20 protein-coding genes are annotated in these 20,713 nt (G+C 69.8%); 3 read left to right on the top strand and 17 right to left on the bottom strand.

The features are described 5' to 3' along the window. Positions 1 to 60: 60 nt before the first annotated feature. The 12 genes from AB0C03_RS18565 to AB0C03_RS18510 form a co-directional block, all read right to left on the bottom strand. Positions 61 to 765 carry a cytidine deaminase gene (locus tag AB0C03_RS18565; RefSeq protein WP_357638033.1) on the bottom strand — a complete coding sequence of 235 codons (705 nt, stop codon included), beginning with the start codon at positions 763 to 765 and terminating at the stop codon, positions 61 to 63. A gap of 86 nt (positions 766 to 851) precedes the next feature. Beyond that, positions 852 to 2,132: an ABC transporter permease gene (locus AB0C03_RS18560; protein WP_030329048.1), complete on the bottom strand. Its 1,281-nt coding sequence runs from the start codon at positions 2,130 to 2,132 to the stop codon at positions 852 to 854. 3 nt (positions 2,133 to 2,135) lie between these two features. After that, positions 2,136 to 3,506 (bottom strand): ABC transporter permease, encoded by a 1,371-nt coding sequence (locus AB0C03_RS18555; protein ID WP_030329050.1) that lies wholly within the window; start codon positions 3,504 to 3,506, stop codon positions 2,136 to 2,138. A 76-nt stretch (positions 3,507 to 3,582) separates the two neighbouring features. Continuing rightward, on the bottom strand, positions 3,583 to 5,130 hold the full coding sequence (locus AB0C03_RS18550) for an ABC transporter ATP-binding protein (protein WP_357638368.1): 1,548 nt from the start codon (positions 5,128 to 5,130) through the stop codon (positions 3,583 to 3,585). A 249-nt stretch (positions 5,131 to 5,379) separates the two neighbouring features. Beyond that, positions 5,380 to 6,447 carry a BMP family lipoprotein gene (locus tag AB0C03_RS18545; RefSeq protein ID WP_210857658.1) on the bottom strand — a complete coding sequence of 356 codons (1,068 nt, stop codon included), beginning with the start codon at positions 6,445 to 6,447 and terminating at the stop codon, positions 5,380 to 5,382. A gap of 278 nt (positions 6,448 to 6,725) precedes the next feature. Beyond that, positions 6,726 to 7,067 carry a hypothetical protein gene (locus tag AB0C03_RS18540; RefSeq protein ID WP_210857649.1) on the bottom strand — a complete coding sequence of 114 codons (342 nt, stop codon included), beginning with the start codon at positions 7,065 to 7,067 and terminating at the stop codon, positions 6,726 to 6,728. Positions 7,068 to 7,136: 69 nt separating this feature from the next. Further along, positions 7,137 to 8,507 carry a hypothetical protein gene (locus tag AB0C03_RS18535; RefSeq protein WP_357638028.1) on the bottom strand — a complete coding sequence of 457 codons (1,371 nt, stop codon included), beginning with the start codon at positions 8,505 to 8,507 and terminating at the stop codon, positions 7,137 to 7,139. Between the two features lie 4 nt (positions 8,508 to 8,511). Next, complete coding sequence (locus AB0C03_RS18530; protein ID WP_210866619.1) at positions 8,512 to 8,922, bottom strand: hypothetical protein; 411 nt, start codon at positions 8,920 to 8,922, stop codon at positions 8,512 to 8,514. Beyond that, a complete protein-coding gene (locus AB0C03_RS18525; protein WP_357638025.1) occupies positions 8,919 to 9,641 on the bottom strand; it encodes a glycosyltransferase family 2 protein in 723 nt (240 codons plus the stop codon). Before AB0C03_RS18525 ends, AB0C03_RS18530 begins: the two co-directional genes overlap by 4 nt. A 167-nt stretch (positions 9,642 to 9,808) precedes the next feature. Next, positions 9,809 to 10,696 carry a sugar ABC transporter permease gene (locus tag AB0C03_RS18520; protein WP_030329064.1) on the bottom strand — a complete coding sequence of 296 codons (888 nt, stop codon included), beginning with the start codon at positions 10,694 to 10,696 and terminating at the stop codon, positions 9,809 to 9,811. Next, positions 10,693 to 12,330 carry an ABC transporter permease subunit gene (locus tag AB0C03_RS18515; protein WP_030329066.1) on the bottom strand — a complete coding sequence of 546 codons (1,638 nt, stop codon included), beginning with the start codon at positions 12,328 to 12,330 and terminating at the stop codon, positions 10,693 to 10,695. Before AB0C03_RS18515 ends, AB0C03_RS18520 begins: the two co-directional genes overlap by 4 nt. Then, entirely contained in the window at positions 12,330 to 13,577 is a 1,248-nt protein-coding gene (locus tag AB0C03_RS18510; RefSeq protein ID WP_030329069.1) for a sugar ABC transporter substrate-binding protein, read from the bottom strand. The genes AB0C03_RS18515 and AB0C03_RS18510 overlap by 1 nt, the downstream gene beginning before the upstream one ends. Before the next feature lie 196 nt (positions 13,578 to 13,773). Here AB0C03_RS18510 and AB0C03_RS18505 point away from each other — a divergent pair, with 196 nt between their 5' ends. The 3 genes from AB0C03_RS18505 (at position 13,774) to AB0C03_RS18495 (ending at position 17,062) form a co-directional block, all read left to right on the top strand. After that, positions 13,774 to 14,820 (top strand): LacI family DNA-binding transcriptional regulator, encoded by a 1,047-nt coding sequence (locus AB0C03_RS18505; RefSeq protein WP_030329071.1) that lies wholly within the window; start codon positions 13,774 to 13,776, stop codon positions 14,818 to 14,820. A gap of 32 nt (positions 14,821 to 14,852) precedes the next feature. Continuing rightward, on the top strand, positions 14,853 to 16,484 hold the full coding sequence (locus AB0C03_RS18500; RefSeq protein ID WP_030329073.1) for a glycoside hydrolase family 13 protein: 1,632 nt from the start codon (positions 14,853 to 14,855) through the stop codon (positions 16,482 to 16,484). Positions 16,485 to 16,690: 206 nt separating this feature from the next. Then, positions 16,691 to 17,062 carry a VOC family protein gene (locus AB0C03_RS18495; protein ID WP_357638021.1) on the top strand — a complete coding sequence of 124 codons (372 nt, stop codon included), beginning with the start codon at positions 16,691 to 16,693 and terminating at the stop codon, positions 17,060 to 17,062. Positions 17,063 to 17,066: 4 nt separating this feature from the next. On the opposite strand, the gene AB0C03_RS18490 is transcribed toward AB0C03_RS18495, so the two are convergent. From AB0C03_RS18490 to trpS, 5 genes are all read right to left on the bottom strand, one after another. After that, on the bottom strand, positions 17,067 to 17,504 hold the full coding sequence (locus tag AB0C03_RS18490) for a hypothetical protein (RefSeq protein ID WP_030329078.1): 438 nt from the start codon (positions 17,502 to 17,504) through the stop codon (positions 17,067 to 17,069). Between the two features lie 183 nt (positions 17,505 to 17,687). Beyond that, positions 17,688 to 18,074 carry a GntR family transcriptional regulator gene (locus tag AB0C03_RS18485; RefSeq protein ID WP_036410852.1) on the bottom strand — a complete coding sequence of 129 codons (387 nt, stop codon included), beginning with the start codon at positions 18,072 to 18,074 and terminating at the stop codon, positions 17,688 to 17,690. Then, complete coding sequence (locus tag AB0C03_RS18480; protein ID WP_357638017.1) at positions 18,074 to 19,000, bottom strand: YihY/virulence factor BrkB family protein; 927 nt, start codon at positions 18,998 to 19,000, stop codon at positions 18,074 to 18,076. Before AB0C03_RS18480 ends, AB0C03_RS18485 begins: the two co-directional genes overlap by 1 nt. A 92-nt stretch (positions 19,001 to 19,092) precedes the next feature. Beyond that, positions 19,093 to 19,662 (bottom strand): 2'-5' RNA ligase family protein, encoded by a 570-nt coding sequence (locus tag AB0C03_RS18475; protein WP_209444494.1) that lies wholly within the window; start codon positions 19,660 to 19,662, stop codon positions 19,093 to 19,095. 25 nt (positions 19,663 to 19,687) lie between these two features. Continuing rightward, on the bottom strand, positions 19,688 to 20,713 hold the full coding sequence (trpS, locus tag AB0C03_RS18470; RefSeq protein ID WP_210857656.1) for a tryptophan--tRNA ligase: 1,026 nt from the start codon (positions 20,711 to 20,713) through the stop codon (positions 19,688 to 19,690).

Here is a 20,713-nt window from a genome sequence, read left to right as displayed (position 1 = left end):
CTAAGTCGTCGAATGGCGAGACCGACGTACGGCCGATGACCACGTCGGGGCGGGGGCCACTCAAGACCACCGCACCGGGATCTCCACAGGCGGCTCACCCTCACCAGCCCAGAAGATCGTGCCGGTCTCGTCGACCACCACCACCCGGGGCGTCCGGGCCAGACCCCAGGCGATCGCCTCGGCCGGCTGGTCCCAGCTCGGCGCTTCCTCCAGCACCCCGGTCTCGGCACCGGCGTCGTCTCCGGCCGACCGCTCCCAGTACGCCGTCCAGACCTGCTGACCAGCGGACATGTCCGGGTGCACGAAGACGGTGCCGCGCCCGCGCCAGGCGGCGAGCCGCTCCGGGACCACCGGCACCGGCGTCTCACCGGTGACGGCCTCCAGGTCCTCCACGCCGAAGGCGTGCGGCAGCAGCTCGGCCATCCGCAGTGGCCGGGTCTTGCTCTCGATCAGGCACTCCGGCCCGCCGTGCTCCCAGAGCAGCTGCCGGCACCGGCCGCACGGCATCAACGGCTCGCCGGTCGCGTCGACGCAGGAGAGCGCGACGAGCCGACCGCCACCGGTGGCGTGCAGGCTGGACACGACCCCGCACTCGGCGCAGAGCGTCACCCCGTACGCGGCGTTCTCCACGTTGCAGCCGACCACCACCCGGCCGTCGTCGACCAGCGCGGCGGCGCCGACCGGGAACGTCGAGTACGGCGCGTACGCGTGCCGCATCGCTTCGGTGGCGGCAGCGCGCAACTGCGCCCAGTCAATGTCGGTCATATCATCATTCTGCCGAAGTAGCCCAGGTCAGAAGCGGGCAGGGCCGGGTCCCCGGCCCTGCCCGCTGCGGTCTGTGGTGATGGTGGTCAGCCCTTGATGTACGGCTTGCCGTCGGCGGCCGGTGCCCGGACCCGGCCGACCAGCCCGGCGACGGCCAGGATGGTCGCCAGGTAGGGCAGCATGGCCAGGAACTGGCTGGGGATCGAGCTGCTGATCGCGCCCAGGTAGGTGGCGAGCTGGTCGGCGAACCCGAAGAAGAGGGCGGCGAGCAGCGCACCGGTCGGGTTCCACCGGCCGAAGATCAGCGCGGCCAGGGCGATGAAGCCCTTACCACCGATCATGTTCTTGGTGAACGAGTAGAGCGCCAGCGTGTAGGACGCGCCGCCGATGCCGGCGACCACACCGGCCAGCAGGACGTTGCGGTAGCGCACCCGCAGCACCTTGACGCCGAGCGTGTCGGCCGCGATCGGGTGCTCGCCGACGGACCGGGTACGCAGCCCCCACCGGGTGCGGAACAACGCGATGTGGATCACCAGGACCAGGAGCAGCCCGAGGTAGAGGAAGATGTTGCCGCGGAACAACGCCGGCCCGAGCACCGGGATGTCCTTCAGCAGCGGGATCTCCCAGTTGCTGAAGCGGGGCGCGCTGTTGTACCTCGCGGCGTCGGTCTGCATCAGCCGCTCGTAGAGGAAGCCGGTGACGCCGACCGCCAACAGGTTCAGCACGATGCCCATGACGACCTGGTCGACCAGGTAACGGATGGCGAAGACGGCGAGCAGCAGCGAGATGAACGCGCCGCCGATGGCGGCGGCGACCAGGCCCACCCAGACGCTGCCGGAGATGCTGCCGAAGAGGGCGCCGCTGAACGCGCCCATCAGCAGCTGACCCTCGATCGCCACGTTGACCACGCCGGAGCGTTCGCAGAGCACACCGGCGAGCGCGCCAAAGATCAACGGCAGGGCCAGGATGAAGGTGCCCCGGATGATGTTGACCAGCGGCATGAAGTTCTGCCCGGTCGGTGCGGCGGAGATCTGCCAGCAGAGGAACGACAGCACGAAACCGACCAGCCCGACGGCGAGCACGGGAAGGAACCACCGCTTCGGCACCCCGGCGAGGAGCGCCGCACCGGCGGCGATCGCGATGATCCCGAACAGGATCGCCCCGATCGTGCCGTTGATCTCCAACGCGGCGCCGGCCGCGTCGTCGCTGAGGGTGAACCGGGCCTGCTGGTCGGTGGCGAGCGCGCCGAAGAGCACCGCGGACAGCAGACCGAGCCCCAGCAGCGTGAGGCCGACCTTGCGGCTGCGGGTCCAGAAGCCCTCGTCTACCGGGGCGACGGCGATGTCGGGGACAGCCATGGTGGACATCAGTTACCAGCCCTTCGCCAGGCTCGTCTGCAACCGGGCGGCGCGGGCGGCCCGGAGCTGGAAGATCGCCTTCACCAGGGCCGGCGCGGCGATGAAGATGACGATCAGCGCCTGGAGCACCGTCACCAGCTCCAGCGAGATCCCGGAGTACGACTGCATCCGGTTACCACCGGCCTGCAGCGCCCCGAACAGCAGCGCGGCGAGCAACACCCCCCAGGGCTTCACCCGCCCGAGCAGCGCCACCAGGATGCCGTCGAAGCCGATCTGCGCGACCACCAGCGGGGTCAACGCGCTGGCGGTCGAGCCGAGCACCATGTTCGAGCCGCCGAGGCCGGCCAGGATGCCGGCAAAGACCATGATCAGGATGTACGTCCGGGTGACGCTGATGCCGGCGGTCCGGGCGGCGTCCGGGTTGGCACCGACCGCACGCAGCTCGAAGCCGAGCGTCGAGCGGTTGAGCAGCCAGGCGACCGCCCAGGTGGCCAGCACGGCGAGCAGGATGCCGGCGTGCACCCGCAGGTTGTCGCCGAGCAGTCGGGGCAGCTGGGCGGAGGTGTCCACCGCCTTGCTGATCGCGTCGGTACGGGTCGGGTCCTGCACGCCGTTCTGCACGATCAACCAGGTGAGGAAGTACGTGGCGACGTAGTTCAGCATGATCGTGTTGATCACCTCGTGCGCGCCGGCCCGGGCCTTGAGGATGCCGGGGATGAAACCCCAGATCGCTCCGCCCAGCGCGCCGGCCAGCACCGCCACCAGCAGGTGCAGGCCCGGCGGCAGCGGCAGCAGGAAGCCGGCCAGCGCCGCCATGATCACGCCGATGGTGGCCTGGCCCTGGGCGCCGATGTTGAACAGGCCGCCACGGAAGGCCAACGCCACCGACAGACCGGTGAAGACCAGCGGCGCCGCGTAGGTCAGCGTCTCCGAGATCGGCGCGAGCACCGCCTGCCAGCCGTTGGCGCCGTCCAGCCAGCCGGAGAACGCCTCGGGGTCGAAGATCGAGCCCTTGAACAGGTTCGCGTACGCCTCGCTGACGAGCGTCCAGCTGGAGTTGATCGCGTCGGACGGGCGGGAGGTGATGTACGAGTACGTGGAGAGCACGTCGGGATCAGAAATGATCATCAGCACCGCGCCGACCACGATCGCCAACACCAGCGACAGCAGGGTCACCGTGAAGGTGTTGGCCGCCCAGAGGTTGTCCAGGAACAGCCGACCCAGACTCGGCTTCGACCCCGGCTCCGGCTTCGTCGCCGGGCGGTCCGGCTCGGTCGCCACCTCGGCCCGTTCGGTGTTGCCGAGCGCGTTCTGCGCCGCCTGCGCCTCGCTCGCCGGCTCCTTGTCCGGCGAGCCGGACTGCGGGTTGGGTGAGTCGCTCATGCCGTCACTCCGCTTCGCTGCGTGACGCCATGAGGCACCAACGCCCTGCAACACCGATTCACTCGCTGCCGCTCGCTCATGCCTCGTCCTCGCTCGCGGAGCCCGGGTCGCTCGCCGGGCTCCCGTCGGTGGCCGGCCCGTCGCCGGGCACGGCGTCCGTGTTGCGCTCGTTCGCCGCGTCCGGGGTGATGCCGGCCATCAGCAGGCCGATCTCCTCACGCGGGGTGTCCGGGCCGACGACGCCGATGATGCGACCGCGGTACATCACCGCGATCCGGTCGGCCAACCCGATCACCTCGTCGAGTTCGCTGGAGACCACCATGACGGCGGTGCCGACGTCCCGTTCGTGGATGATCTGGCTGTGGATGAACTCGATCGACCCGACGTCGACGCCACGGGTCGGCTGGGCGGCGATGAGGAGCTTCAGCGGCCGGGACAGCTCCCGGGCCACGATCACCTTCTGCTGGTTACCGCCGGAGAGAGTGCCCACCGCCGCGTCGGCCGATGACGTGCGGACGTCGAACTGCTCGATCCGCTCCTTCGCCGAGGCGGCGATCGCGTCCGGCTTGAGCGCGAGCCCGGCACCGAACGGCGGCCGGTCGTAGATGTCCAGCACCAGGTTCTCCGCGACGCTGAACTCCTTGACCAGGCCGTCCACGCTGCGGTCCTCGGGCACGTAGCCGACGCCCGCCCGGAGCACCCGCTTGGGCTTCCAGCCGTTGATCCGGTCGCCGACCAGGCTGACCGTGCCGCCGAGCACCGGGCGTAGGCCCATGATCGCCTCGATCAGCTCGGTCTGACCGTTGCCCTGGACGCCCGCCACGCCGAGCACCTCACCCGCCCGCACGGTCAGGTCGATGCCGTCGACGGCGCGGATCTGCCGGTCGTCGTCGACGACGAGCCCGGACACCTCCAGCACCGGCTCGCCCGGAGTGGCCGGGGTCTTGTCGACGGTGAGCCGGACGTTGCGCCCGACCATCAGCGCGGCCAACTCGTCCCGGCTGGCCTCCGGCGAGGCGGTGCCCACCGTCTTTCCGCGTCGGATCACGGTGATCCGGTCGGCGATGGCCTTGACCTCGCCAAGTTTGTGGGTGATGAAGACGATCGACTTGCCGGCCGCCTTGAGCGACCGCATCACCGTCAGCAGTTCCTCGGTCTCCTGGGGGGTGAGCACCGCGGTCGGCTCGTCCAGGATGAGCAGGTCGACGTCGCGGGTGAGCGCCTTGACGATCTCGACGCGTTGCTGGATGCCGACCGGCAGGTCCTCGATCACCGCGTCCGGGTCGACCCGCAGGTTGTAGCGCTCGGACACCTCGGTGACCTCGCGCCGGGCCCGCCGCCGGTCCAGGAAACCGGCGATGCCGCCTCGGACCTGCTCGGCGCCGAGCATGATGTTCTCGGTGACGGTGAAGACCGGCACCAGCATGAAGTGCTGGTGCACCATGCCGATCCCGGCACCGATCGCGTCGGACGGGCCCTTCAGCTTCAACGGCTTGCCGTCGACCAGGATCTCGCCCTCGTCAGGCTGGTAGAGCCCGTAGAGCACGTTCATCAGGGTCGACTTGCCCGCGCCGTTCTCGCCGAGCAGGGCATGAATCTCTCCAGGCTCCACCGTCAGGTCGATGTGGTCGTTGGCGACCAGATCACCGAACCGCTTGGTGATGCCGCGCAGTTCGAGTCTCAGCGCAACCTCCTGGAGTGCGAGCGATGGTGCAGCCTAGCTGCCGTCAACCCGGCCGGAGCGGCCCGGCTGACGTGGTGCGCGATCGGCCGCTCCGACCCCACGGTCACCCGCAGGGCCGAAGCGGCCGATCGGTCGTACCTGTCCCCCGCCGACCTCCCCGATGATCTCACCGGAGGAGCCGTGCGGTTGTCACTTGGTCGGCTGAGCCTTCGAGGTGACGGTGATGGTGCCAGCGGCGATGTCAGCCTTGATCTTGTCGACCTCGGCCTTCAGCTCGGCCGGAACCTTGCTGTCGAAGTCGTGGTACGGGGCGATCGAGACACCGTTGTTGGCCAGGGTGCCGACGAAGCCCGGGTTGGCCGGAAGCTTGTCACCGGCGGCAGCCTTCACCACGGCCTCCTTGACGGCGTCCGGGATGTTCTTGACCACGGTGGTGATGATCGCCGAGCAGTCCGGGGTGCTCTCGCAGCCGTCGACGTCCACCCAGATGGTGCTGTACTTGCCACCCGAGGCCTTGGCGGCGGCGGTGGTGCCGAGGCCGGAGCCGCCGGCGACCGGCATGATGATGTCCGCGCCCTGGGCGACCAGCGCGTCGGAGACCTTCTTGCCCTCGTCCTGCTTGTCGAAGGCGTTGGAGAAGGAGCCCTTCTGGGTCTCCTTGTTCCAGCCCAGCGCCTGGACGTTCTTGCCCTTGGCCTTGTTGTACTGCGCGACGCCGTCGACGAAGCCGTCCATGAAGATCGTCACCGGCGGGATCGGCACCGCACCGTAGGTGGCCACCTTGCCGGACTTGGTCATTCCGGCGGCCAGGTAACCGGCCTGGAACGCGGCCTGCGCGGTGTCGAACTGCATCGGGTAGACGTTGTCCACACCCGGGTTGGCGTCGACGATGCCGAACACCTGGTTCGGGTTCGCCGCCGCGATCTTCTTAGTGGCGTTCTCCATCAGGCCACCGACCGCCAGGATGAAGTCGCACTTCTGGTTGACGAACTGCGTCAGGTTCGGCTCGTAGTCCGCCTCCGCCTTCGACGCGACGTACTTGATGTCGATGTTGTCGTTGGCGGCCTTGGCCTCCTGCAGGCCCTTCCAGGCCGAAGCGTTGAACGACTTGTCGTCGATGCCGCCGACGTCGGTCACCATGCAGGCGCTGAACTTCTTGGCGCCACTGCCGGCGTTGTTGTCATCCTTGGGCGCCTCGCCACAAGCGGCGGCGGTGAGCGCGAGCCCACCCACCGCGAAGATCGAGGCGATCCGCATCCCACGCACCGAGCGCAAGACGTCTCCTTCCCATTGCTCACCGCGCCTTGTGCGGTGGCAGCCCATCAGCCGGCCTGCGGGTGTGCCGCCGGCTGTCCCACGTTACGGACGGGAGCGTACGCCCGCGTCCACCCACCGGCCGACAATCGTGCACGACTGTTGAGCGCCTGTTACCCGGGTGTAACCCTTGCGTGGGGCAAGTCACTCTTCGTGCTGGTAGCCGAGCGCCAAGGTGTCCGCAACGTCCGTTTTCCGGAGGCGCCCACCCTCCCCGGACGTTACCGCCAAAAGACCGCTACCGCCGCGTTGACCAGGGTCAGGCCGACGATCGCGAGGAAGTGACCACGGTTGACCACGTCCCGCTTCCGGGAGAAGAAGACCATGACGAAGATCAGCAGCGCGATCACCAACTTCGTCACAAGTTTCGCCGGCGCCGGCTCGTCGCCGTCGCGTAGCGGCGCGGACAGGCCCAGCCCGGTCAGCAACTGGATCACCGCGCCCCAGAGCATGGCCTGGTTGATCCGCAGCCGACCGCTGGCGTACTGGGCGATCGAGCCGCCGAGCAGCAGGGCGAACCCGATCAGATGGACGTAGAGGAGGATGAGTCTGAGAGCTTCCACGCTCGCCATACTCCCCTATGAACGACGGATCGTAGTAGCGGGATCCGCCGACAGGCGCGAATCAGTCGATCAACCGGTCGTTCCCGGGGTGGAACCGGACATGGCCGGCTCGCGCGGCTGGTCGAGCACCGTCTGCGACCCGGCTCGGCTGTCACCGCCGAACGCGACGGCGACCCATCCGGCAAGGCTCACCGCAGCCAGGAGCACCACCGGCAGCGTCACCCGGTTCACCGAGGTCGCCAGCCACCACTGGATCTCGTTCGGGCCGGACAGGTAGGTCCCGATCAGAACCGCCAGGTAGTAGCCGTTGGCCGCCCACACCCAGCCGTCCGCCGCCAGCCCGGCGGCATGACGCCGCCCCCGCAGGAAGAGGGTGCCGATCAACGCCACCACCGCGGCGCCCACCAGCAGCGGACCAACCACGTCCCACAACGCCGCGACGGTGAACTGGAACCGTTCCACCACCCCCGCGTCCCGAGCATCCGAGGTGCCGCTGGTGATGTCCGACTGGGCGTCCAACAGGCGGGCCAGCACCGCCCAGGCACCCCCGGCCAGCACCGGCAGCCACACCAGCGCCGCCCGCCGCAGGTCGGCGCGGCCCCGCACGGTGACCAGCACGGCCAGGCCCGCGACGGCGATCAGCCCCTCGTTCTTACTGAGCGCCGCGACGGTCAACAGCACCAGCGGCACCGCGGGTCGGCGCAGCGGATCCGCACCGAGCAGCAGCGCCACCGCCGCACCGGCGAAGGCGGTGGACCAGAGCGCGTCGGCGAGACCACCGGTCACTGCGTACGGGACGTTCGCCCAGGTTGCCAGGCCCACCGCGATGGCCAGCGCCCAGGCCACCCGCGCGGACACCCGGTTCAGCGCGCGTCGGACCAGGTAGACCAGCATCGCGACCGCCGAGACGGTGACCAACGTGCCGACGAGCTGCGCGGTACGGAAGTCCGGCTCGACGACGCTCCACACGGCGGCGACGGGCGCCGAGGCGAACGGCGGGTAGTCGGTGTGCGAGAAGACGAAGGCGGGGTTGCCGATCGTCGCCCGCGCGTACTCGCTGCCGTTGGCGAAGTAGCCGGCGTGCAGCCACCAGATGGAGTGGGCGTCCCACTGGAAGGCCGGCTCGAAGATCATGAAGCACGGCGGGAGCAGTGGCAGCGCGATCAGCAGGGCGTGCGACCACCCCCCGTACGGTGCCGACTCGCCGGGGCGGCGCGACAGCCACCAGGCGCCGGCCGCCCCGGCGACCAGCACCAGCGCGAGCCAGAGCAACAGCGGACCGCCGACGACCAGCATCAGGACCACCGCGACAATGCTCAGGAGCGCCGCCGTCACCGGCGCGAAGAGCACTGCGAGGAAGGGACTGCGCAGCACCGCGAAGGCCAGCGGAAAACCGGCGGCGAGGAGGGCGAGCACGGCGAGCATCGAGGTGGGAGCCATGTCGTCAGCCGACCTTCCGGACGACCAGCCGCACGCCCGGGCTGGTCGGCCGCTTCCGCTGCACCGTGGTCACGCCCACCCAGTAGTCCCGCGGACCCGCCTGGACGACCACACATCCGCGCAGCACGGCAAGCTCACTCAACCGCTGTTGCCAGAGGTCCTTGTTCGCCCGGGCAGGGGTGAGCGAGATCCGGCTGCCGGCGGGCACCTGCTCGACGAACTGCTGCCAGAGCGTCTCCAGGTCCACCTGATGCTGGAGGGCCGGAAGGTCGTGTTCCCGGTCGGTCATGAAGGCGACGCCACGACCGGTGGCCTGCACGGCGCCCTGGGCGGTCAGCAGGAGGCAGCCCACACCGACGAGCGCCACGACGACCCGGGCGATCGTGGTCGGGTCCCGGCGCTTCGTGCTGGTCATCGGTCAGCGAGGGTCTTGGCGGGGATGCCGCTGGGACGACGCCGGGCTCGTTCCCGGCCCAGGATCCACAACGCCTCGATGCCGTCCCGCCAGGTGATCTTCTTGCCCTCCGCGCGGCCCCGCGCCCGATAGGTGATCGGCACGTCGTAGGGGCGGATCTGCCGGCGCAGCAGCTTGCCGGTCACCTCGGCCTCCATGCCGAACCCACGCGACCGGATGTTCAACGACCGGAACAGCTCCACCGGCATCAGTTTGAAGCACGTCTCCACATCGCCGATGTAGGAATTGAAAAGAATGTTCGCCGCCGTGGTGACACCGCGGTTGCCGACCACGTACCAGAAGCTGTAGGCACTGTGGCTGCCGAAGGTGCGGTTGCCGTAGACGACTGTCGCCTGCCCCTCCAACACCGGCGCCAACAGCTGAGGGATGTCCTGGGGGTCGTACTCCAGGTCGGCGTCCAGGATCACCATGTACTCGCCCCGGGCGTTGTCCACAGCGGTCCTGATCGCCGCGCCCTTGCCCGCGTTGCGCGGGTGGGTCACGACCCGCAGCCGCGCGTCATCCATCCGACCGAGGATCTCGGCGGTCTCATCAGTGCTGCCGTCGTCCACCACCACGATCTCGATCTCGCACGGGTACTGCACGGCGAGGGCCTGCTTCAGGGCCTCCCCGACGCGTTCCGCTTCGTTGTAGACCGGCATCAAGATCGACAGTTGCACGAGAGTCTCCCCGGGAACAGCACCGGACGGCGGATGAAGGGCGGCGGGCCACCAGCGGCCAGTGAAACAAAAGCGCCACACGTTCGCTGGCCCGCTCTCGCTGAGCAACGTCAGCACGGCGCCGGAGCACCCTACCGCGCCCCACCGGAGATCGACCGCCCCCGGTCTCACCCCTTGACGGCTCCCGAGGTCAGCCCGGAGACGATGTACCGCTGGAGAAACTGGAAGACCAGCACCGTCGGGATCGCGGTGAGCAGGGTGCCGGCCGCGAAAATGCCGAAGTTGTTGTTGCGCTCGTTGCCCTCCAACAGGCCGTACATCCCCACCGCCAGGGTCTTGGAGTCGCTACTGGTGAGGAAGACGTTGGCCATCAGGAACTCGTTGATGGTGCCGATGAAGGCCAACAGCCCGGCCACCGCCAGGATCGGCGCCACCAGCGGCAGCATGATCCGGAAGAAGACCTGGGCGTGCGACGCACCGTCCATGGTGGCCGACTCGTCCAACTCCCGCGGCAACGTGTCGAAGAAACCCTTCATCAGCCAGGTGTTCACCCCGAGCGCGCCACCCAGGTAGAGCAGCAGCAGACCCCACGGAGTGTTGAAGCCGATCGACGGCCACAGGTCGGTGATCGTGCCGAAGATCAGGTAGATCGCCACGATCGCCAGGAACTGCGGGAACATCTGCACCAGGAGCAGCGAGAGCAGCCCCACCCGGCGGCCGCGGAACCGCATCCGGGAGAAGGCGTACGCGGCGAGCGCCGAGAGGAACACCGACGCGAACGCCGCCAACCCGGCGATCAGCAACGAGTTGAGGAACCACCGCCCGAAAGCGGTCCGCTCGAACAACCCACCGACATTGTCCAGCGACACCCCGCCGGTCGGCACCAACTCGGTGGTGGACAACGTACCGAGCGGGTTGAGTGCCGCGGACACCACGAACACGATCGGGAACAGGCTGAACAACACGGCGAGCACGGCGACCAGGTGCCGCCAGCCGACCTGGGCGAACCAGCGGCCACGCCGCCGGCCGGCCTGGTTGAGGTTGAGGCTTGTCACGCGTACACCTCTTCCTGTTTGCGGGTCCGCCGGAAGCCGACCGCGGAGACCACCGCGACGATGGCGAAGATGAACACCGAGATGCCGGCGGCGAAGCCGAGCTGCGCCCCCTGGCCGCCGAAGGCGAGCCGATAGGTGTACGTGATCAGCAGGTCGGTGGCGCCGTTCGTCGGGTTGTCGGCGGGGAAGGGCGCACCGTCGGTGGTCAGGTAGATCGCGTTGAAGTTGTTGAAGTTGAACGCGAACGACGAGATCAGCAGCGGCGAGAGCGCTACCAGCAACAGCGGCAGGGTGACCGCGCGGAAGGACTGCCAGGGTGACGCCCCGTCGACCGAGGTGGCCTCGGTCAGCTCGCGCGGGATGGCCTGCAACGCACCGGTGGCCACCAGGAACATGTACGGGTACCCGAGCCAGAGCTGCACCAGGATGACCGCGAAGCGGGCCGTCCACGCCTGACCGAACCAGTCAACGTCCAGCCCGAACAGGTTGTTGATCAGCCCGAAGTCGGCGTTGAACATGTCCCGCCAGGCCAGCAGCATCGCGAACGACGGCATGGCGTACGGCAGGACCAGCAGCACCCGGTAGAGATTGGTGCCGCGCATCCGGGCCGAGTGCAGCGCGACCGCGATCAGCATGCCGAGCAGGAACGTCCCACCGGTGGAGCCGATGGCGAAGGCGAAGTTCCAGATCAGGGTGCTGAGGAAGGGGCCGGAGACGTTCTTGTCGGTGAGCACACGGGTGAAGTTGGTCAGCCCGGCGTTGACCTTCCAGCCCTGGGCCAGCCGCTCACCGTCGGCGGCGACGAAGGCACCCGCCTCGTCGTCGGCGGTCCAGGTCCGCCCGGTCTCGGCGTCGCGGACGCAGTCGCAGGCGGCGTCGTACGCCCGCACCGCCTTGCCCTCGTACGCGCGGGACAGGCCGCTGGAGCGCAGCGCGCCACCGGGGGTGGGCACCACCAGGTCGGTGATCTCCTTGCTGCGGGAGCTGGCCTGGCCGATGTTCAGCACTGTGTACCCGGCGGCGGCGGTGACCCTCCCGCCGGTGGCGACCGTGACGTCGGCACTGTCGAGTCGGCGCAGCCCGTCGCTGTCACCGACGGAGACCGCGCCGGTGCCCGGGTCGGTGACCAGGAAGACCAGCGCACCGGTGGCCGGGTCGCCGGTGGTGGCGATCGTCAGGGCGTACTCGGCGGATCCGGGTACCTGGGTGACCGACGAGGACTCGATGGCGACGATCGCGTCGTCCTTGCTGCCCCGGTGCCCGTCCCCGAAGTTGGTGAAGGCGGTGCTGGCGGTGTAGAGCACCGGGATGACCTGGAAGGCGATCAGGAACAGGGTTCCCGGGACCAGGTACTTGGCGGGGACGTGCCGACGGGTGAGGTACAGGTAGAACAGCCCGGCGGTGGACGCCACCAGCAGCGCCAGGCCGACCCACATCTCGGCGGCGACGAGCGGGAACGCCGCCCAGACGGCGACACCGGCGGTCAGGCCGAGCAGGAGCACCTTGCCGGCGAGCCCGGTCAGGGTGATCGGCGCGTGGTCACGTGTGGCACGGGAGCGCGGGGGTGGGGAGCCGGCGGGCTCCCGGCCCGGGGCCTGCGTGGCAGACCCCGGGCCGGACAGCGGCGTACTCATTACTTGATCTGGCCGGAGATCGTCTTGCCGGCGGCGGTGATGGTGCTGGTCGGGTCCGCCCCACCGATGACGGCGGCCTCGGCCTTGCCGAACGGGTCCCAGATCGCGGCCATCGCCGGAATGGCCGGGAGCACCTGCCCGTTCCTGCCCGCCTCCTGGAACTTGGCCAGGTCCGCGTCGGCGCCCTTGACCTGGTCGAGGGCGGCGGTCAACGCCGGCGGCCGGGGCTCGGCGTTGTACAGCGCGACGGCCAGCTCGGGCGTGGTGGTGTAGTTGGCCACGAACTCCTGGGCCAGCGCCTTGTTGGTGCCCTTGGCCGCGACGTAGAACGCCTGCACGCCCACGAACGGCTGGGCTTCCCTGCCGCCGGCGAAGCCGGGGATCGCCGAGATGTCGTACGAGATGCCGGCCTTCTTGACGTCGGCCACGGCCCACGGTCCGGAGACCAGGTACGCGCACTTCTTGCCGGTGAAGGTGGCGATCGAGTTGGTGTCCGCGATGGAGCGCTTGAGCACACCCGCGCCCTTCTCGCCGAGCGCGCCGATCTTCTTGAAGGCCTCGATGGACTCGGGCTTGCCCACGCCCAGGTCCTTCGGGTCGTAGTCGCCGTTGGCGCCGGTGCCGAAGAGGTATCCGCCGGCCGAGCTGTAGAGCGGGTAGATGTGGTAGGCGTCGCCGTTCTGGCCGACCTGGAGGCAGAGCGTCTCGGTGACCTTCTTCGACGCCGTGAGCTGCTTGCCCTTGGCGACCAGGTCCTCAATGGTCTTCGGCGCCTCGGGGGCCAGTTCGGTGTTGCGGATCAGCGCCAGGTTCTCCTGCGCGTACGGCACGCCGTAGAGCTGGCCGTTGAAGGTGACCGCCTTGACGGCTGTCGCGTTGAAGGCGCTCTTCTGGTCGGCGGCGAGCTGCACCGGGTCGATGGCGCCGTTCTGCACCAGGTTGCCGATCCAGTCGTGTGCGCCGACCACGACGTCCGGCCCGCTGCCCTGTTGGGACGCGGTGACGAAGTTGGTCTGCAGGTCCTTGCTGACGGCCTGGACCTCGACGGTGACGCCGTTCTCCTGGCCGAACTTCTCGGCGAACGGCTTGAGGGCGGCGGTCCGCTTGTCGTCCGCCCAGATGACCATCTTGCCGCCGGCTGCCTTGGGGGTGTCCTTCGCGGCCGGCTCGTCGCTGTCGCCACCGCAGCCCGAGGCGGCGAGCGCCAGGGCGAAGAGGGCGACCACACCCGCGGTACGGATGCGCATCGGTGCTCCTGTCGTCATGGCGGGTCCGCCGGGGGAGGGCGGCCGGCCAGTGGAAAGTCTGGAAGTTCTTGCCAACCGACGCATGATGTTGCGCCGCTGCTCGCGCATGTTGCGGGGACGTTAGCAAGACGTTGCAGATTATGGAAGGGCTTGCAAAGCACTCCGCAAGAACTTGCCGGTGGGCTAAAGTGCCGCCATGCGCGCTCGACTGTCCGACATCGCCCAGCAGGCCGAAGTCAGCGAGGCCACGGTGTCGCGGGTGCTCAACGACCGCCCCGGCGTGGCAGCGGAGACCCGCCAGGCCGTCCTCACCGCCCTCGACGTGCTCGGATACGAGCGCCCGGCCCGACTGCGTAAGCGCAGCGCCGGCCTGGTCGGCCTGGTGGTACCGGAGCTGGACAACCCGATCTTCCCCGCCTTCGCCCAGGTCATCGAGTCGACCCTGGCGCAGAGCGGGTTCACCCCGGTGCTCTGCACCCAGACCGCCGGCGGGGTGACCGAGGACGAGTACGTGGAGATGCTGCTGGACCGGCAGGTCTCCGGGATCGTCTTCGTCTCCGGCCTGCACGCCGACACCGCCGCCAACCACGACCGCTACCGGGCGCTGCTCGCCCGGCCGTTGCCGGTCGTGATGATCAACGGGTACGTGCCCGGCATCGGCGCACCCTTCGTGTCCTGCGACGACCGGGAGGCGGCCGAACTCGCCGTCGCCCACCTGGTCGCGCTCGGACATCGGAGGATCGGCCTGATCACCGGCCCGGACCGGTTCGTCCCGGTGCAGCGCAAGGTCGCCGGCTGGCGATCCGCGATGACCCGGTTGGCCGGCGTCGCCGAAGCCGACCTGGGCCCACTCGCCGAGCTGTCACTGTTCGGAGTGGAGGGTGGCGAGGCGGCGGCCGGGCGACTGCTGGACCGCGGCGTCACCGGTGTGGTCTGCGGCTCCGACCTGATGGCGCTCGGCGCGGTCCGGGCCGCCCGCCAACGCGGCCTCAACGTGCCCGACGGCCTCTCCGTGGTGGGTTACGACGACTCACCGCTGATGGCCTTCACCGACCCGCCGCTGACCACCATGCGGCAGCCGGTCACCGCGATGGCGGTGGCCGCCGTCCGGGCACTGGTGGACGAGATCAACGGGCACGGCGCCCCGCATTCGGAGTACCTGTTCCGCCCGGAGCTGGTGGTCCGCGGCTCCACGGCTGTCGCACCGAGTTCCGCACGCCTTTCTTACGCAAGATCTGCTTGACTCTTGCAGCGGCCGGCCGGCATATTGCTCGAATGATCAGCGCCGCCACCCCACCGCCCGCCGCCGACGACTGGTGGCGTTCCGCAGTCGTCTACCAGGTGTACGTCCGCAGCTTCGCCGACAGCGACGGCGACGGCATCGGCGACCTCCAGGGCATCCGGCAGCGCCTGCCGTACCTGCGCGACCTCGGGGTGGACGCGCTCTGGCTGACCCCCTTCTACACCTCGCCCATGATCGACGGCGGGTACGACGTGGCCGACTACCGCGACGTCGACCCGATGTTCGGCACCCTCGACGACTTCGACGCGATGATCACCGACGCGCACGCCCACGGCCTGCGGATCATCGTCGACCTGGTGCCCAACCACACCTCCAGCGCGCACCAGTGGTTCACCGCCGCGCTCGCCGCCGGCCCCGGCTCACCGGAGCGGGCCCGCTACCTCTTCGCCGACGGCCGGGGCGCGCACGGCGAGCTGCCCCCGAACGACTGGGAGAGCATCTTCGGCGGCCCGGCCTGGACGCGGATCCCTGACGGTCAGTGGTACCTGCACCTGTTCGACCCGTCGCAGCCCGACCTGAACTGGCGCCACCCGGAGGTCCGCGCCGAGTTCGAGGACGTGCTGCGGTTCTGGCTGGACCGGGGCGTGGACGGATTCCGCATCGACGTGGCGCACGGCATGATCAAGGCGGAAGGGCTGCCGGACGTCGGCTTCAGCTCGATGACCACCGGCCAGCGTCAGGTCGAACTGCTCGGCAAGGGCCGGTTGCCGTACTTCGACCAGGACGAGGTGCACGAGATCTACCGCGCCTGGCGGCCCATCCTGGACAGCTACCCGGGCGGCCGGATGGCGGTCGCGGAGGCATGGGCCGAGACGCCGCAGCGGCTGGCCCGCTACATCGGCCCGGACGAGTTGCACCAGGCGTTCAGCTTCGACTTCCTCGACGCCACCTGGTCGGCCGACTCGTTCCGCAAGGTGATCGACACCGCGCTGGCCGAGGCGACAGTGGTCGGGGCGCCCACCACCTGGGTGTTGTCCAACCACGACAAGCAGCGGCACGTCACCCGATACGGCGACGGCCCCGAAGGACTGCGCCGAGCCCGCGCCGCCAGCCTGCTGATGCTCGCCCTGCCCGGCTGCGCCTACCTCTACCAGGGCGAGGAGTTGGGCCTGCCCGAGGTTCTCGACCTCCCCGACGAGCTACGCCAGGATCCGGCGTTCCTGCGCACCGGCGAGAGCCGGGACGGCTGCCGGGTGCCCATCCCGTGGAGCGGCGAGTTGACCCCGTACGGCTTCGGGCCGGCCGGCAGCGAGCTGAGCTGGCTACCCGCCCCGGCCCTCTGGCAGACGCTCTCCGTCGCCGCGCAGACCGGCGTGCCCGGCTCCACCCTGGAGCTGTACCGGGCGGCACTGCGGATCCGGCACGACCATCCCGCGCTCGCCCTCGACGCCGACGGGGTCACCTGGCGGGAGAGCGAACCGGGCGTGCTGGCCTTCTCCCGTACCGCCGGCACAACCGTGCTGACCTGCGTGGTCAACCTCAGCGGCGCACCGGTCCTGATCCACGGGTACGGCCAGCCGCTCGTCGCCAGCGACGAGCTCACCGAGCAGGGCACCGGTCATCTGCTGCCCATTGACGCGGCAGTCTGGTTGGAACAGCGCTGAACGGGTAACTCGTTCTCGACCTGGTCGTTCGTCGTGCCCCGCGCCGGCGGGCGACTGGGCTACCGACCCCTTGTGGTGGGGGGTGAGGTGCCACCGGCGCCGCGCGGAGTCCGCTCCGCGTGGCGCCGGTGTCCGTAGCCGGCCGGTGGTGTGGCCCGCAGGGGCCGCGGGTACGGAATCGGGCACCGTCGTTACGGAGGTGCCCCATGGTGGTACGGATCGCCCAGTGCACGCTCGACGTCGAGGACCTGGACGTGATGGTCGCGTTCTGGTCGACGGCCCTCGGCTACGACGTCGAGTGCGGCGACGACGGCAGCGCCAGGCTCCGGCCGCCCGGGCCGCCGTCCGCCACGGCGCCCACCGTGTGGTTGCAGGGCTCGGGCACCGCCAAGCGGGGCAAGAACCGGCTGCACCTCGACCTGGTCGCGGACGCGGACCCCCAGGCCGAGGTACGGCGGCTGCTGAGCCTCGGCGCGCGGCACGTGGACGTCGGGCAGACCGGGGCCGAACAGTTCACGGTGCTCGCCGACCCGGAGGGCAACGAGTTCTGCGTGCTGGACCGCGCGCCAACCCGCTGAGCCCTCACTTCGCTGTCAGCAACGCCGCGATCCGGGTGAAGCCGGCACGCACCTCGGCCTCGTCCGGCGGTTCGGCGGGCTCACCGTGACCCGCCTCGTCGGCTGCCGCGTCCAACTCCTCGTCGATCACGTCCTCGAAGTCCCCGTACAGGTCGGCCCCCTCCACCTGACGGGCCTCGTCCTCGGCGGCGACCTGCGCGGCGGCGATCTCGCTGCGGATCTCGTCGGGGGACAGCGCCGGCAGCAACGGCTCCACCACGGCCACCAACTGCTCCTCGGCCACCACCGCCTCGGCCAGGGCCAACGCGTGGGGGCGCTCGTACGGCCCGCAGACCACCGGCTCCCACTCGTCGAGATCACCGAGCGGACCAAAGGTGATGATCCACGGCAGGCCGAGCAGCGGTGAGTCCGCCGGCAGGTCGAGTGTCATGAGTGCGCCCACCGGCTCATCATGGTCCGCGAACGCGAGCGCCGATGCGGTTCTCCGCTGTTGTCGCCCGTCCGGCGGTCCTCCGGCGCTCGTTCGGCGCTCGTCCGGTGGCCCTCCCGCGCTCGTTCGGTGGTCGTTCGGCGCTCGTTCGGTGGTCGTTCCGCGGCTGTCTCGACGGCCGTGTTGGCCGGCCGGTCAGCCGGGACGGACAGCGTCCAGAGCGGCGCGGACCAGGGCGAGCGCCGTGGCCGGGGGCACACCGAGCCGAGCCGCCTCCGCCGCGTAGCCGGCCGCTGCCCGCTGGAGACGGTCGACGGCGTCGTCCCGCCCCGGAGCGACGAAGGTGCCGTTGCGTCCCCGGGTCTCCAACAGCCCGGCCGTCTCCAACTCGCGGTAGGCGCGAGCCACCGTGTTCGCTGCCAACCGCAGGTCAGCGGCGAGCTGCCGGACGGTCGGCAGCCGAGTGCCGACCGGCAACCGGCCGTCGCCGATCAGCTCGGCCAGCTGCACCCGCACCTGCTCGTACGGGGGCACCGGCAAGTCCGCATCGACCGAGATCAGCACCTGCCCGCCTTCCGTCATCAGCCCGCCCCGCCCGGCGTACCGGGGTCGATGCCCTCGTCGACATCCTTCGGCGGCGTCGGGGTCTCCGCGAGATCCACGACCCGACCGGTGGTGCTGGTCGCGAGGAGCGCCGCGCCGAACAGCACCAACTGGTTGAGCAGGTAGAGGTAGAGCAGCAGACCGACGGCACCGGCCACCACGGTGTACGCCGGATTCCGCTCGGTCCGCACCACGTAGTATCGCCCGACCGTGTTCAGCAGGGTGATACCGATCGCCACCAGCAACACCACCGGGCGCAGCCGGGAGCGGCTCATCCGCAGCCGGGGCACGGCGAGCAGCAGCGCGGTGGCGAGCACGGTGTTGACCAGCACGCTGAGCACCGCGCTGATCGTGGTCAGACCGACCGAGCCGGTGCTGCGGAGCAGGAAACGCAGCAGCGACTCCAACGCGTCGACCGCCGCGACCGACACGCCGAGCAGCACGAAGACGCCGATCATCACGCCCAGGTCGACGAGCCGCCGCACCACCAGGTTGCCCGGCTGCTGGTTGAGCCGGTACATCAGTCGCTGCGAGGATCGGATGGCCTCCACCCAGCCGATCCCGGTGAAGACCAGGATGACCAGGCCGACCACACCGACGGTGCCGCTGGAGTTGGCGATCTGCTCGGCGTCCAGGAACGGCAGATTCTCCTTGAGGAAGTCGGCCGCCGCCGCGCTGACCTCGTCGTTGTCCTCCAGGATCGCGCCGAAGACGGAGAACGCGACCAGGGCGAGGGCGAACACCGCGAAGAAGCCGTAGTAGGCGATGGCGGCTGCCAACCGGCCGGCCAGCACCTCGCCGTACAGCACGCCGGCCCGCCACACGTGGTCGAAGAGGCTCGACCGGTGGCGCGCGCCGCTCACCCAGCGGTCGATGCCCGCCTCGATCCGGCCGATCACGTTCACGCGATCATCCTCGCCGATCTCCCACCGCTGTCGTGGCAACCAGCTTCCCGTGCTCGCCGGCCGGCGCGTCGCCGCGCTTCAGTCGCCGCGCTTCAGTCGCCGAGGCAGAAGTCCCGGCGTGGCTGCCACCTGGTCTGCCCGCTGTGCGAGAAGAGGGTGAACGCGCCGACCTCGAACACCGCGGAGAAGTCGGCGAGATCCTCGTACACCTTGTCCAGGGCCTCCGGTGCCACGTCCTGAGCCACTGTGACGTGCGGATGGTACGGGAATCGGAGCTCCCGGTGCAGGCCGGGCGTCGCGGCGATGGCCGCGGCCAGCAACTCGCACTCGCTGATCCCGGCGGCCACCGCGACGAACACCACCTGGGTGACCGGACGGAACGTGCCGGTGCCCCGCAGGTGCAGCGTGAACGGCAGGTGAGCGGCGGCGACGGCGGCCAGGTGCCGCTCGACCGCAGGCAGGTTGGCCGTGCGAATCTCGGTGGGACCGAGCAACGTCACGTGCGCGGGCACCGCCAGCGGATCGCCGGCCTCGATCCGTCGCCGGGTGAGCTGGGCACCCCACGGCTCGGGGATGTCCACCGCGATGCCGATCTGGATGGTGTCGCCGGTCGGCGGCACCCCGCCACTGCGATCCACGCTTCGCGCCGCCCCTCCGACCACCGACCCGTCCACCTGTACCGCGGACCTACTCGCCGCGCACAGGCGGGAAGAACCCGACCCGCTCGTACGCGGACCGCAGGGTCGCCGAAGCCACCGCGCGGGCCTTCTCCGCGCCGGCCGCGAGCAGCTTGTCCAACTGCGCCGGATCGTCCAGGTAGGTGCGGGTGCGCTCCTGGATCGGCCGGACGAAGTCCGTCACGACCTCGGCCAGCTCCTTCTTCAGGTCGCCGTAGCCTCGACCCGCGAACGCGGCCACCAACTCGTCGATGCTGCGGCCGCTGAGCGCCGAGTGGATGGTCAACAGGTTGGACACGCCCGGCTTGGTCTCGGCGTCGAAGACGATCTCCCGGCCGGTGTCGGTCACCGCCGAACGGATCTTCTTCGCGGACCGGGCCGGATCTTCGAGCAGGTCGATGATGCCGGCCGGCGAGGACGACGACTTCGACATCTTCGCCGTCGGGTCCTGCAAATCGGTGATCTTGGCAGTGTCCTTGACGATGTGTGGCGCAGGCACCGTGAACGTGGCGCCGAACAGCGAGTTGAACCGCTGGGCCAGATCCCGGGAGAGCTCCAGGTGCTGGCGCTGGTCCTCGCCGACCGGAACCGCGTTGGCCTGGTAGAGCAGGATGTCGGCGGCCTGGAGGACCGGATAGGTGAACAGCCCGACGCTGGCCCGCTCGTTGCCCTGCTTCTGCGACTTGTCCTTGAACTGGGTCATCCGGCTGGCCTCGCCGAAGCCGGTGATGCAGCCGAGCACCCAGGCCAGCTGCGGGTGCTCGGGCACCTGCGACTGGACGAACAGGGTGCTGCGTTCCGGGTCCAGCCCGACCGCGAAGAGCTGGGCCGCGGCCACCCGGGTCCGCTGGCGCAGCAGCGCCGGGTCGTGCCCCGCGGTGATGGCGTGCAGGTCCACGACGCAGTAGAACGCGTCGTGGGTGTCCTGCAGGGCTACCCAGTGCCGCACCGCGCCCAGATAGTTGCCGAGGTGGAACGAGTCGGCTGTCGGCTGGATGCCGGAGAAGACGCGGGGCCGGGCGGGAACGTCGGACAT

This window comes from Micromonospora parva (genome assembly GCF_040649675.1).
Classification (GTDB): Bacteria; Actinomycetota; Actinomycetes; order Mycobacteriales; family Micromonosporaceae; genus Micromonospora; species Micromonospora parva.
The sequence above is the reverse complement of the archived record's forward strand: the minus strand, read 5'-3'. Positions and strand labels throughout refer to the sequence as shown.